This is a genomic window from Lacinutrix undariae, assembly GCF_052934785.1.
This window is the reverse complement of the sequence record NZ_CM128809.1, coordinates 3,217,224-3,231,657: the sequence shown is the minus strand read 5'-3', so window position 1 is coordinate 3,231,657 and position 14,434 is coordinate 3,217,224. Positions and strand designations below refer to the sequence as shown.

Sequence of the window (14,434 nt, the reverse complement as noted above, 5' to 3'; positions counted from 1 at the left end):
TGTAATTTTGAGCTTTCAAAATCATTCAATTCAAAACTTATTTCAAGTTTCAAACTATATAACATTTCAAATTATTTTTTATGTCTAAAGTCGTTTTAATCACAGGCGGATCTTCTGGAATAGGAAAATCTATTGGCGAATTTTTAACCGAAAAAGGCTATACCGTTTTTGGTACTAGTAGAAATCCAGAACGTTATACACAAAGTAAATTTGCATTAGTCGCTTTAGACGTTGCTAAAATTGACACTATTAATGCTGCAGTAAAAACGATAGTAGATACCGCAGGGCGTATTGATATTGTTATAAATAATGCTGGCGCAGGAATAACGGGACCTATTGAAGAAATCCCCGATGCAGAGATTAAGCGTAATTTTGAAACCAATTTATTTGGTCCTATAAACGTTATTAAAGCGGTATTACCGCAAATGCGTATACAAAATGCAGGTTTAATTTTAAACGTCACTTCAATTGCGGGATATATGGGTTTACCCTATCGCGGAATTTATAGTGCAAGTAAAGGAGCTTTGGAGTTGGTTACCGAAGCCTTTAGAATGGAGATTAAAGATTTTAATATTCAAATGACTAATGTTGCTCCGGGAGATTTTGCAACTAATATTGCTGCCGGACGTTTTCATGCACCAATACAAGAGCAATCGCCTTACAAAATCCCTTACGGGAATACATTAAAATTAATGGACGCCCATGTTGATGAAGGGAAAGATCCTTTATTAATGGCGAAAGCAGTGTATAAAATTATAAATACCAAAAATCCAAAAGTACATTATAAAGTAGGAGAGTTTATGCAAAAATTCTCTATCGTTTTAAAACGAATTTTGCCAGATAAAGTTTATGAAAAACTACTGCTTAATCATTATAAATTGTAATTTTACGCAACTTTTTAAACACAACTTAAAATAATAACACATGAAATTTTTTATTGATACAGCTAATTTAGAGCAAATTAAAGAAGCACAAGAATTAGGTATATTAGATGGTGTAACTACCAACCCGTCTTTAATGGCAAAAGAAGGTATTACTGGTGTAGATAATATTATGAAGCACTACGTTGCTATTTGTAATATTGTTGATGGTGATGTAAGTGCTGAGGTTATTGCTACCGATTTTGAAGGTATGGTAAGAGAAGGAGAAGCTCTTGCAGAGTTACACGAGCAGATTGTTGTAAAATTACCAATGATAAAAGATGGTATTAAAGCTTGTAAATACTTTAGCGATAAGGGTATTAAAACAAACTTAACATTAGTGTTTTCTGCAGGACAAGCTTTATTAGCAGCCAAAGCAGGAGCAACTTTTGTATCTCCTTTTATTGGACGTTTGGATGATATCTCTACAGATGGATTAAATCTTATTGCTGAAATAAGAATGATTTATGATAACTACGGTTTTGAAACTGAAATTTTAGCCGCTTCTGTACGTCATACCATGCACGTTATTGACTGTGCTAAACTTGGTGCAGATGTAATGACAGGACCATTAAGTTCTATCACTGGATTATTAAAACACCCATTAACTGATATTGGTTTAGCTAAATTTTTAGAAGACTACAAAAAAGGAAACTAGATAATAGTCACCTATTTATATACAAAAAGCGTCTAATGTTAATTAGACGCTTTTTTATTGTTTTATAATTTACTGTTATCGTGTTAAGAATTGTATTTGTCTTTCAAACTCTGGACTAAACATACTAGAGTTAGAGGAGATAATTTTATTGTTTTCATCCACCAGAATTACTGTGTATACAGAGTTAATGGCTAAAACATCAATAGACTCATGCATGTTTTTAAACTGAAACTCATTCTCTGTGGCAAATTTAGAACGTTTTAATTTACGTTTCCAATAGGCATTATCGTTATCGTTTATATTGATTGAAATAAAATCTATATTAGGATATTTAGCTTTAAGTTTTTTAGCTCTGTGATGACTGTTACGGTTAATCAATTCGTAATTTGAAGACCAAAAGAATAAAATAGTAGGTTTTGTAATTAAACTACGCACTTCAGTTTGTTCGCCTTTATAATTAGTCAGCATTACATTAGGGATGTGTTTACCAGGTTCTAGATTACTTAATTTTTCTAGTAAATCATTAATCTCAGCAATGTCTTGCTTGTTTTTACTCTTTTTTAAGTAGGATTTATAAACAAGATTTGTTTGCACTTTATTTCTACTATTGTAAATAAAATCTTTAGTAGTATGTTTTAATAGGTAGTCTTTTATGGTTGTATCAGATACCAAGCTATCTATAAGCTTCAGTTTAGCAAGATTGTATTTTAAAGACTGTCTGTTAAATACAATATGATGGTGTTTTGCATTTTGGTAATATTCTTTTAAGGCTAAATTATTAAAATGCGCAAACAAGAAGCGGTTATAAATGCCGTATTCGTTTAAATAATCTAGGTTATAATTTATATTTTTTCGATAGTTGTAAAAACCTTCAGGTAAATCTTTATAATGTACAAGTTTTGTATTTCCGAAGTAAAAAAACGGATAAGCCTCCTTGTAGTAGTAGTTGTTATAATTAATATTTACTTCAGCAATAGATTTAAATAACTCTGAAGACGGTTTGCGCTCCAAAAATTTATTTAGATCTTTTTGTTTAGCTATCTTACTAGAATCCAAATACACTTCTAAAGCTTCGGGTTCTAAGAGGCATAAGGTTTTGATATTGTTGTTTTCGGTTTCATTTTCCAAAAACGTTTTAATAAGGTAGTTGTTTTTTTTAGATCCAATCCCTGTAAATACTAGTGACTCATCAAAGTCAATGGTGTTTAACCGCAAGAATAAACTATCATGATCCTCTAATAACACTAATTGGTGTTCGCCACCATGAGTAAACGAATATATCCCTGGTTTTACATTGGTAATTTTCGTGTAAAAACGATTGTGCTGATCTAGGGTAATGGTATCTGTTCCTGTTTCAGGATTAGATAGGGTAATGTGATTGTTTTTTGGGTTAATAATCTCACCTCCAAAATAGGTGTAGGTTTCAGCGGTATTGCTGTTGTTTTTACAACCTACAAAACATAAAGAGGCAATTATTGTTAAAGTATACAACTTCATAAGTATAACGTGGGATAATGTGCGTTTCAAACAAAAATAGAGTTTGCAAACAATAACTCTTGTTAAGGCGTTGTTAAAACTTATAATTAGTCCGCTTTATAGTCAATATGTTGGCTAAAATAAGACGGAGATGTTTCGTCTTGTGAATTGATTTTTCTACTTTTGCAGCAATCTTGTAAAAAATTTTATGTCGAGGAGTAAAATTAATAGGAAACAAGCTTATAAAGACCGTTTTAGGTTATATTTTAAAAATATCTGAGTACTTAAAAATACAATACATATGTTATCAGTTTCTAATCTTTCAGTTCAATTTGGAAAGCGTATACTTTTTGATGAAGTAAACACCGCGTTTAACCAAGGTAACTGTTATGGAATTATAGGTGCCAACGGAGCAGGAAAATCTACGTTTTTAAAGATTTTGGCAGGGAAAATGGATCCAACCTCAGGACACGTGACCTTAGAGGCCGGAAAACGTATGTCGGTTTTAGAACAAGATCATAATTTATATGATGAGCACACGGTTTTAGAAACCATTATTATGGGAAATAAGCCGTTATTTAATTTGAAAAGTCAAATTGATGCGCTTTATGCAGACTATACCGATGAGAATGCCGAAAAAATAGGAGAACTTCAAGTTCAATTTGAAGAAATGAACGGATGGAATGCCGATAGTGATGCTGCCGCCATGCTTTCTAACTTAGGTATAAAAGAAGAGTATCATTACACCTTAATGAAAGATTTGGATGGTAAACAAAAAGTACGAGTGTTATTAGCACAAGCCCTTTTTGGATCTCCAGATGTACTTATTATGGATGAGCCTACCAATGATTTGGATTACGAAACTATTTCTTGGTTAGAGCACTTTTTAGCAAATTACGACAGATGTGTAATTGTGGTTTCTCACGATAGACACTTTTTAGATTCTGTTTGTACACATATTTCTGATATTGACTTCGGAAAAATTAATCACTTCTCAGGAAACTATACGTTTTGGTACGAGTCTTCTCAATTAGCAGCAAGACAACATGCACAACAAAACAAGAAAGCAGAAGAGAAGAAAAAAGAATTAGAAGAATTTATTCGTCGTTTCTCTGCCAATGTTGCCAAGTCTAAACAAGCAACGAGTAGAAAGAAAATGATTGAAAAATTAAATATTGCCGATATCAAACGCTCTAGTCGTAGATATCCAGCAATTATTTTTGAACGCGATAGAGAAGCAGGAGATCAAATATTAAATATTGAAGGTTTAGCCGCATCAATTGATGGAGAGGTTTTATTTAAAGACATTGATATTAATCTTAATAAAGGTGATAAAATTGTAGTTTACTCTAAAGACTCTAGAGCAACCACTGCATTTTATCAAATTATTAACGGAAAAGAAGAAGCTGATGCTGGTAAAGTAGCATGGGGTGTTACTACATCTCAATCTTACTTACCATTAGATAACAGTGAGTACTTTAACAACAACCTTACTCTTGTTGATTGGTTACGCCAATGGGCCACTACAGAAGAAGAACGTGAAGAAGTTTATATTAGAGGTTTCTTAGGAAAAATGATTTTTAGTGGTGAAGAAGCTTTAAAAACTTCAAAAGTATTATCTGGAGGAGAAAAAGTACGTTGTATGTTAAGTAGAATGATGATGGTGAGAGCTAACGTATTAATGTTAGATGAACCAACCAATCACTTAGACTTAGAGAGTATTACTGCTTTTAATAATTCGTTAAAAAACTTTAAAGGTACTGTGTTGTTTACCACTCATGATCATGAGTTTTCTCAAACTGTAGCCAATAGAGTTATTGAATTAACACCAAGCGGAATTATAGATAGATATATGACGTTTGATGAATATATGAGCGACAAAAAAATTAAAGAACAACGTGAAAAAATGTATGCGGTTAACGCATAATCATTTTTTATTATAATAGAAAAGTGCTGATATTTTTAAATATCAGCACTTTTTTTTTGCTCTTGTTTTTGCTTAAAACTGTTAATTATTGCGCCGTTTAGGATGTGTTATTATTCGTGATGTAAGGTGTGATATACTTCTTTATGGTGTTGCCATATTGTTATTAGTTGCCGTGTCTTGTATGTGTTTTGTATAACTATAATACGTTATAAGCTTCTTATAACTATGCTATAACCACGCTATAACCTTAAGAATAAAATGATTATATTTAGGGGTGTTATGTGTTGTAACACAGTAAACTATAGTTGTATGGCAAAGCAAAAAGGCATTATACCATTAGTAGGTACTATTGGCGGCGTTAATTTTTATTATTTAAATGGAAAACCTGTGGCACGTATGGCGGGAGGCGGTTTTAATGGCGATGCCATAAAGCGTAAAAAGAGTATGCAACGTGTAAGGGAAAATGGTAGTGAGTTTGGAGCTTGCTCTCGGGTTAATAAAATGTTTAGGCAGGCTTTACGTCCGTTTTATTTACAGTATAAGTTCACTTTTTTCCACAGTCGGTTAATGCGTTTATTTACCGGCCTAAAAACTTTAGATACAGAAAGTGTAAGAGGCGCACGTTGTGTGCATAAAGGTGTTGCAAGCCCTATGGGAAAAGCGCAGTTGGTGAAATTTTGTTATACTCCAAATTGTATACCTCGTATGGTGATGCCTTTTACTTATGCTATAGATTGGCAAACGTATGCTTGTACTATTAGTGAGATTGCTATTGCTAATGCAGTTTTTATAAAAGGTGCTACACATATAGCTATACAGTATGGTGTTTTGGACTTTAATTTTGAGACTTTAGTTTTTGATTTGCATATGGCCGATGTGCAACTATTGAGTCGTAGCGCTACAGGTAGTAGTTTAACATTTGTACCCAATAGTTTACCTAGCGGTACAGGTGTTTTAATGGCCGTTGTAGGCGTACGTTATTACCAAGAGATTGCAGGTGTATTGTATGTCTTGCAATCTGAAAACAGTGTAGGTATTGAGGTTTTGGAGGTGTTGTGATGTTTTTGAGTCGTATTTGCTTTTTTGGTTAAGGACGGTTGTAATTATAATGTTTGGTAATTGGCACTCTAATTTTAGAAGACTATTGGTTGTACAGACACTAAATATTTAAGATTTCTCAATGCCTTTTTTAAAAAAGGGTTTATATTTAAACTCTCCCTAATAATTGATATTCCTAACAAAAATTAAGGCCTTTATTATTAGGGTTTTATAACTAAATTTAACGAATAGTTTTTACATGTCTGAAGACCAAAAACAACAACAACTAAAACAAACCTTGTGGAATATTGCCAACGACTTACGTGGTAATATGGACGCCGACGATTTTAGAGATTATATACTAGGCTTTATATTTTACAAATACCTAAGCCGTAAAATGAAAAACTACGCCAACGTCATTCTAAAACCAGACGGTTTAAGTTACGACACCGTAGAAAGTCATGAAGAAGCCGAAGCACTACTAGAAGCCATCCGTTTTGAAGCTTTAGACAAACTAGGTTATTTTCTAAAACCAAGCGAACTCTTCAGCGAGCTAGCAAAACGCGGTAACTCGGGCAACAAAAACAACTTTATACTAGGCGATTTAGCAAACGTGCTCACCAGCATAGAGCAAAGCACCATGGGTAGCGAAAGCGAAGACGATTTTGGTAACCTCTTTGAAGACTTAGACCTAACAAGTAGTAAACTAGGAAAAACCGAAGACGCCAAAAACGAACTCATCGTAAAAGTACTCACCCATTTAGAAACCATAGATTTTGATGTAGAAAATACCGAAAGCGACATCCTTGGTGACGCTTATGAGTACCTCATTGGGCAATTCGCCTCAGGCGCAGGAAAAAAAGCAGGTGAGTTTTACACCCCACAGCAAGTCTCAAAAATACTAGCCAAACTAGTCACCACCAATAAAACCAAACTAAAATCGGTTTACGATCCTACCTGTGGCTCAGGATCCTTACTATTACGCGTATCCAAAGAAGTAGAAGACGTAGGCGAATTTTTTGGGCAAGAAAGCAACCCAACCACCTATAACCTGTGTCGCATGAACATGATCATGCACAACGTACACTACAAACAATTCGATATTTATAATGAGGACACCCTAGTCAACCCAAGTCCAAACCATATAGACAAACGGTTCGAGGCCATAGTAGCCAACCCACCATTCTCGGCAAACTGGAGCGCAAGCCCATTGTTTATGAGCGACGATAGGTTTTCGGCATACGGTAAACTAGCACCAAAATCTAAAGCCGATTTTGCCTTTGTGCAACACATGGTGCATCAATTAGACGATAACGGAACCATGGCATGCGTACTACCACACGGTGTATTGTTTCGTGGCGCAGCCGAAGGACACATACGTAAGTTTTTAATAGAAGATAAAAACTACCTAGACGCCGTAATTGGCCTACCAGCAAACATATTTTATGGCACCAGCATACCAACCTGTATTTTAGTGTTAAAAAAGGACAGAGCACAAACCAAAGACATCCTATTTATAGACGCCAGCCAACATTTCGAGAAAGTTAAAACCCAAAATGTACTGTTAGACCAACATCTAGACACTATAATAGACACCTACCGTACCAGAACAACCAAAGACAAATACAGCTACGTAGCCACAATAGCCGAAGTACGCGACAACGACTACAACCTAAACATACCACGTTATGTAGATACTTTTGAAGAAGAAGAACCTATAAATTTAACAACCGTAGCCAAAGACCTAAAAACCTTAGAAACAGACATAGCAAAAACCGATGCCACCATAGCCGACTTTTGCAAACAGTTAAACATAGAAACACCGTTTTGAGCCATGACAAATACTAACAATTTGGGCGTGCCCCAAGGGTCGGGCTATACGTTGCAATCTTTTTGTTCGTGCCTCTCAAAAAGGATTTCCACTGCTATCCCTCACGCAAACAAAACAAACCTATAATGGCGATAGAAAACAACAAACCAACAGTCATTGCGAGTGAGGAACGAGCGAAGCAATCTCTTCCTCTAGTACCCAAACTACGCTTTAAAGAATTTGAAGGTGAGTGGGAAAAATATAAAGTAGGAGAACTATGTGATTGTATAGTTCCTGGCAGAAACAAGCCTAAAAAATTTGAAGGTAATATCGCTTGGATTACAACACCAGATATTGAACATAGTAGTTATATTTATTATTCAAAAAGTGGTTTAGGTATAAGTAAGGAAGAAGCAAAAAATGTAGGATCTAAAATTGTTCCAAAGGACTCTGTAATTATTTCTTGTGTTGGTGATTTGGGGCTAGTCGCAATTGCAGGAGTCGAATTAGTTATTAATCAACAACTGCACGCTTTTCTTCCTAGTCAAAAAGTTGACCACCGATTTATAATGTATTCTATTTGCACTCAAGCTAAGCATATTGATAAAGTAGCAACCAAAACAGCTGTTCCTTATATGAATAAGGATAATTGTAATTCTATACCAATTTATAAAGCATCCATAAAAGAACAACAAAAAATAGCCAATTTCCTAACCGCAGTAGACACCAAAATACAGCAACTAAACACCAAAAAAGAACATTTAGAGCAGTACAAAAAAGGCGTTATGCAACAACTGTTTAGCCAACAACTACGTTTTAAAGATGAAAATGGTGAGGCTTTTGCGGATTGGGAAGAGAAGAAGTTGGGGGAGGTTTGCGCTAGTATTAAGTCAGGAAAAAGTAAATCAAGTGATAACGGTTCCTTTCCGTTATATGGTTCAACAGGTATAATTGGTAAATGTGATGATTTTTCACATAATGGTTTCTTTATTCTTATTGCAAGAGTTGGAGCTAATGCAGGAACTATCAATGTTGTAGATGATAAATTTGGAGTTTCGGATAATACTTTAGTTGTAATTTGTGATGATAATACATATTCAAAATTTATATATTTCTTTTTAGATTTTTATAATTTGAATAGATTAATATTTGGTTCTGGCCAACCTCTAATTACAGGAGGTCAATTAAAATCATTAAAGTTTAATGTTCCTTGTTTCGAAGAACAACAAAAAATAGCCAATTATTTAAGTGCTATAGATTTAAAAATAGAAGCGGTAAACACACAAATTAGTAACACGCAAGCGTTTAAAAAAGGCTTGTTGCAGCAGTTGTTTGTTTAGTATGTTATTGTCTTGTGTGCGTCATTGCGAGAAACAGATTGCTTCGGCAAAAGGCCTCGCAATGACGGCAGGAGTAGAATTAACATTAAACAGATTGCTTCGTCCTACGTCCTCGCAATGACGTAAAGAGAAGCGTTTGCAATGACGGCAGGAGTAGAATTAACATTAAACAGATTGCTTCTCTTTACGTCCTCGCAATGACGTAAAGAGAAGCGTTTGCAATGACGGAAGGAGGAGAATTAACATTAAACAGATTGCTTCGTCCTACGTCCTCGCAATGACGTAAAGAGAAGCGTTTGCAATGACGGAAGGAGGAGCGTTTGCAATGACGTAAGAGATTGCTTCGGCAAAAGCCTCGCAATGACGGCAGGAGAAACAGATTGCTTCGTGCCTCGCAATGACGTAAAGAGAAGCGCTCGCAATGACGGCAGGAGAAACAGATTGCTTCGTGCCTCGCAATGACGTAAAGAGAAGCGCTCGCAATGACAGAATAGAATGAAACCAGGATATGTATACATATTAACCAATAAAAATAACACCACACTATACGTTGGTGTAACGGCTTATTTAAAACAACGTATCATTCAGCATAAGGAAAAACACGATAAAAAGTCTTTTTCGGCAAGATATAATTTAAACAAATTGGTGTATTATGAAGCACATCAAATGATTGGCGATGCTATTGGTAGAGAAAAACAATTAAAAGCAGGTAGTAGAGCAAAAAAAATAGCATTAATAGAAAGTATTAATCCAGAGTGGTTGGATTTGTATGCTGTCATTGAGAGGGAAGTATGACTGAAGTAGTCTTATGAAGTGAAGGATTAGCATTAAGCAGATTGCTTCTGTTTGCCGCGTCGAGTTTGCTTCGTTCCTCGCAACAGGCTCTCGCAATGATTTAAAATATGAAAATGGAAACAGGAAGAGTTGAAATTAAAGACGTTAAAAAAGTGTTGAAAGACACTAAAATAATTTTAAAACATAATGAAGCGTTAACCATAGCTAAAGGAGAACACTTTAATATGTTTTCGGTTTTAGGTATAGAAACTAAAGAAAATAAAACACATTCTGCTTTTCTTTCCGAATTATTAAATCCTAAAGGTTCTCATAAAATGGGGAATGTTTTTTTGAAGTTGTTTATGGATGTTATTCAGCATAATAAACAATTTAAGGAAGAAGAAGATAGATGTTTTAATATAGAAAGAGCTTCTGTAAAAGTAGAAAAAAATATTGGTCCCGTTAAATTGTACAATAAAGAAGGAGAAGATAAAAGCAAAGCTACAGGAGGACGAATAGACATATATTTAAAAGATAAAAAAGGTAATATAATTAGCATTGAAAATAAAATTCATGCAGAGGATCAAGAAGCACAAATACAACGGTATTACAATCATAAATCCGATAAAAACACAGTGTATTACTTAACCTTAAAGGGAGAAGACCCAAAAGCAGATAGTTGTTTAAAATTAAAATCTGGTGCGGACTTTTTTAACTTAAGTTATAGAGACGATATTATTAAATGGTTAGAGTTATGCTTAAAAGAAGTGCCAAACTTTACTGGGTTACGGGAAACTATTAATCAGTACATTTTATTAATAAAAAAACTAACGCATATTTTGAATAAAGAACAGCAAGAACCACTTAACGCTATTATTGTTGAGCATTTAGAGGAAGCGCAATATATTGCCGATAATTATCAGAATGTATTAAATACCATACGAGAAAATTTCAGGAAAGAATTAAAAGCAAGATTAGAAGAAGTATTAAACCCCGAATTGTTTCATGTGGAAGTGGGGAAACCAATTGATCAAAGTTATTCTCAATTATGGATTTTTTATAAAAACCGTAAAGAGATTCCTTATAGTTATGGTGTAGAGTCGTTTAGTGGTAGAGGTAATAATAACGGAGCAATGTTTGTTGGGTTGTTTGGCTATAATGGAGCTAAATGCGAAAGCTTACCTACGCCTAATAAATTAAATGATTTTTGGCAACATTATAAAGCACTTAAAACAATGACAGATGATAATAATCTTCATTTGAATTCTAAAAATTTATTACGAATTTTATACGATAGTAAACCTGATGTATATGAAAGCTTAGTAAGCTATGTAGTTACTCAAATTGTTGCTTTTATAAAAGATACAAATAAGTATGTTTTATTAACGGACAATAAAATTCCTGTTGAAAAAATAATTAAAGTAGATTAAACAAAAAAAACAAACAGATTGCTTGAGTTTGCCGCGTCGTTTCACCTCGCAATGACGGTAAAAAAGCAATGACAGTAAATAACAAACTATGTCAAAACAATCTGAAGCACAACTAGAACATAACCTAATTACACAATTAGTAGGTTTAGGCTACCAAAGTGTTACCATACCAGATGGTGATGCGTTGCTATCTAATTTAAAAACACAGCTAGAAGCGTTTAATAAAACTTCTTTTTCTACTAAAGAATTTGAAACCGTTTTAAACCATTTAGCAAAAGGTAATGTGTTTGAAAAAGCAAAAACACTTCGCGATCGTTTTAATATTACCAGAGAAAACGGCGATAGTTTTTATGTACGCTTTTTTAATAGTGAGGATTATGCAAGTAATCTGTTTCAGGTTACCAATCAAATTACCCAAGAAGGCACTTATAAAAACCGTTACGATGTTACGTTATTAGTAAACGGTTTGCCGTTAGTGCAAATAGAGTTGAAGCGAAGAGGTCTTGAAATAAAAGAAGCTTTTAATCAAATTAATAGGTATCAAAGGCATTCTTTTGATAGTAATTATGGATTATTTCAATACGTACAAATATTTGCCATCAGTAACGATTTAGAAACTCAATATTTTGTAAATAATAAAGCCCAATCTATAAAGCAATCCTATTATTGGAGCGATGTAAATAATAAAAATGTAAAAGACCTAAAAAGCTTTACAAACTTGTTTTTAAACCCAAACCATTTGGGAAAAATGATAGCGCAATATGTTGTTTATAACGAAACGTATAAGGTGTTAATGGTGTTGCGTCCCTATCAATTTTATGCGGTAGAAGCCTTAGTAAACAAAGCCAAACAACAAACAGATACAGCAGATTCAGTTGCGGCTAACGGTTATATTTGGCATACTACAGGTTCTGGTAAAACCTTAACCTCATTTAAGGCAAGCCAAATTATAATGGATTTACCAAATGTAGATAAGGTTGTTTTTGTAGTCGATCGTAAAGATTTAGATTACCAAACCATGACGGAGTTTAATAGCTTTAAAAAAGATAGTGTTACAGGTACAACAAATACAAAAAAATTAGTTGATCAGTTAAAAGACGAATCTAAACTGGTGGTTACTACCATACAAAAGTTAAACAACGCCATAACAAAAGCTAACTACAATAAGAGTTTTACAGCTTTAGAAAACAAGCGTGTGGTTTTTATTTTTGATGAGTGCCATCGCAGTCAATTTGGTAAAACACATAATGAAATAACCAAGTATTTTAGAAATAGCCAACTCTTTGGTTTTACAGGAACCCCAATTTTTGCAAAAAATGCCTCTAAAAACGACTTAGGAAAACGAACCACTAAAGATTTATTTGGTAAATGTCTACACAAATACGTAATAACAGATGCTATACGCGACGATAATGTATTAAAATTTGGTATAGAATACATTGGTAGATATAAACAAAAAAGTAACACGTTTATAGACATTGATGTCGCAGCAATTGATAAAGCTGAGGTGTTTGCAGATCCAAAACGTTTAGAGAAAATTGCTGATTATATAATTGCCTATCACGATACAAAAACCTTTAGCCGTAAGTTTTCTGCGCTATTTGCAGTTAACGATATTGATACGCTTATTAAATATTACGATATTTTTAAACGTAAAAAACTAGCAGGAGAGCATGATTTACGTATTGCTACCATATTTACTTATGGTACAAACGAAGATGGAGTTGGAGCAGACGATGCCTTACCATCTACAGAAGAAGAAAAAATACGCTACGCAGCAGAACCAAATGCTACATATAATAAAGAACATCATACTAGAGAAAAGCTAGACGAGTACATTGAAGATTATAATAAAATGTACACGCAAGCTTTTTCTACAAAAGATCAAAAGCTTTTTGAAAACTATTTTAAAGACATCACAAAACGTTTAAAAGAACGCGAAAAAACAACCGCTTTAGATAAAGATCGTTTAGATATTGTGATTGTGGTAAACATGATGTTGACAGGTTTTGATGCTAAAAAAGTAAACACTTTGTATGTGGACAAAAATTTACAATATCATGGTTTAATTCAAGCTTTTTCTAGAACCAATAGAATTATTGGAGATGTAAAATCTCAGGGAAATATTCTATGTTTTAGAAACTTAAAAGGAGCAACAGATGAGGCTATTACCTTATTTTCTAATAAGGAAGCCATAGAAGATATTATTTTACCAGATTACGAAGTGGTGGCAGGTAAATTAGATGATGCTATAGAGCATTTATTTAAAATAACACCAACTTTTGAAGATATAGAAACGCTTAAAGATGAAAATGAAGAGCTGAATTTTGTTCAAGCTTTTAGAAGGGTTTTAAGAACTATTAATGTATTGAAATCGTACACCGATTTTAATTGGGACGATTTATCTATAGATGAAGAAACTTTTAAGGAATATATAGATCGCTATTGGAGCTTAAGCGATAAAGTAAAAAAAGAAAGTAAAGTAGATAAAACTTCGGTACTTAACGATATCGATTTTGAGTTAGAGCTCATCCATCGCGATCAAATAAACGTGGCCTATATTTTACAGCTTTTAGCAAAATTAAAAGACGCTAAATCGGTTGATGCCAAAGCACAGAAAAAAGCAATAATAGATATGCTGTCTGGAGATGTAGAGTTAAGAAGTAAACGGGAACTTATTGAAAAATTTATAGAAGAAAATTTACCACATATTAGTGATGTAGATAATATTCAAGATGAGTTTGAACGCTTCTGGCACGAAGAAAAAATATTAGCATTATCTAAGATGTGCGAAGAAGAACACTTGGACCAAAAACAGTTTAAAGCCTTAATAGAAAGTTACACAGACTATGGCAGAGAACCCTTACGCGATGATATTTTTAAATGCTTAGACAATAGACCAAGTATTTTAAAAGCAAGAGAAATAGGTGAGCGAATTTTAGATAAAATGAAAGAGTTTGTGCAAGTGTTTGTTAATGGAATGGTTGGGTAATTAAAAACACTGTACTGCTTTTAATAATTACGTAAAAAAATGTATGCGGTTACAGCTTAATCATTTTTG

The 14,434-nt window shown here is 33.7% G+C and carries 10 protein-coding genes; 9 read left to right on the top strand and 1 reads right to left on the bottom strand.

Annotated elements, in window-relative coordinates; all coding sequences use genetic code 11:
• Positions 1-80: 80 nt before the first annotated feature.
• Together ACU4C5_RS14580 and fsa are read left to right on the top strand one after the other, a co-directional pair.
• Positions 81-884 (top strand): SDR family oxidoreductase, encoded by an 804-nt coding sequence (locus ACU4C5_RS14580; protein WP_446844945.1) that lies wholly within the window; start codon positions 81-83, stop codon positions 882-884.
• 40 nt (positions 885-924) lie between these two features.
• Positions 925-1,578 carry a fructose-6-phosphate aldolase gene (gene fsa / locus ACU4C5_RS14575; RefSeq protein WP_446844944.1) on the top strand — a complete coding sequence of 218 codons (654 nt, stop codon included), beginning with the start codon at positions 925-927 and terminating at the stop codon, positions 1,576-1,578.
• A 75-nt stretch (positions 1,579-1,653) separates the two neighbouring features.
• Here fsa and ACU4C5_RS14570 read toward each other — a convergent pair whose 3' ends face one another.
• Complete coding sequence (locus ACU4C5_RS14570; protein ID WP_446844943.1) at positions 1,654-3,075, bottom strand: TlpA family protein disulfide reductase; 1,422 nt, start codon at positions 3,073-3,075, stop codon at positions 1,654-1,656.
• 280 nt (positions 3,076-3,355) lie between these two features.
• Between ACU4C5_RS14570 and ACU4C5_RS14565 the strand changes: the two genes are divergently transcribed.
• The 7 genes from ACU4C5_RS14565 to ACU4C5_RS14535 all read left to right on the top strand — a co-directional run bounded on the left by ACU4C5_RS14565 (position 3,356) and on the right by ACU4C5_RS14535 (position 14,365).
• On the top strand, positions 3,356-4,981 hold the full coding sequence (locus ACU4C5_RS14565; protein WP_446844942.1) for an ABC-F family ATP-binding cassette domain-containing protein: 1,626 nt from the start codon (positions 3,356-3,358) through the stop codon (positions 4,979-4,981).
• 309 nt (positions 4,982-5,290) lie between these two features.
• Positions 5,291-6,040, top strand: coding sequence for a hypothetical protein (locus ACU4C5_RS14560; protein ID WP_446844941.1), 750 nt, complete (start codon positions 5,291-5,293; stop codon positions 6,038-6,040).
• Positions 6,041-6,278: 238 nt separating this feature from the next.
• On the top strand, positions 6,279-7,850 hold the full coding sequence (locus ACU4C5_RS14555) for a type I restriction-modification system subunit M (RefSeq protein WP_446844940.1): 1,572 nt from the start codon (positions 6,279-6,281) through the stop codon (positions 7,848-7,850).
• A 125-nt stretch (positions 7,851-7,975) separates the two neighbouring features.
• A complete protein-coding gene (locus tag ACU4C5_RS14550) occupies positions 7,976-9,169 on the top strand; it encodes a restriction endonuclease subunit S (protein WP_446844939.1) in 1,194 nt (397 codons plus the stop codon).
• Between the two features lie 495 nt (positions 9,170-9,664).
• Entirely contained in the window at positions 9,665-9,964 is a 300-nt protein-coding gene (locus ACU4C5_RS14545) for a GIY-YIG nuclease family protein (protein WP_446844938.1), read from the top strand.
• Between the two features lie 113 nt (positions 9,965-10,077).
• A complete protein-coding gene (locus ACU4C5_RS14540) occupies positions 10,078-11,373 on the top strand; it encodes a PDDEXK-like family protein (RefSeq protein WP_446844937.1) in 1,296 nt (431 codons plus the stop codon).
• Positions 11,374-11,461: 88 nt separating this feature from the next.
• Positions 11,462-14,365, top strand: coding sequence for a type I restriction endonuclease subunit R (locus ACU4C5_RS14535; protein ID WP_446844936.1), 2,904 nt, complete (start codon positions 11,462-11,464; stop codon positions 14,363-14,365).
• The last annotated feature ends 69 nt before the right edge of the window (positions 14,366-14,434 follow it).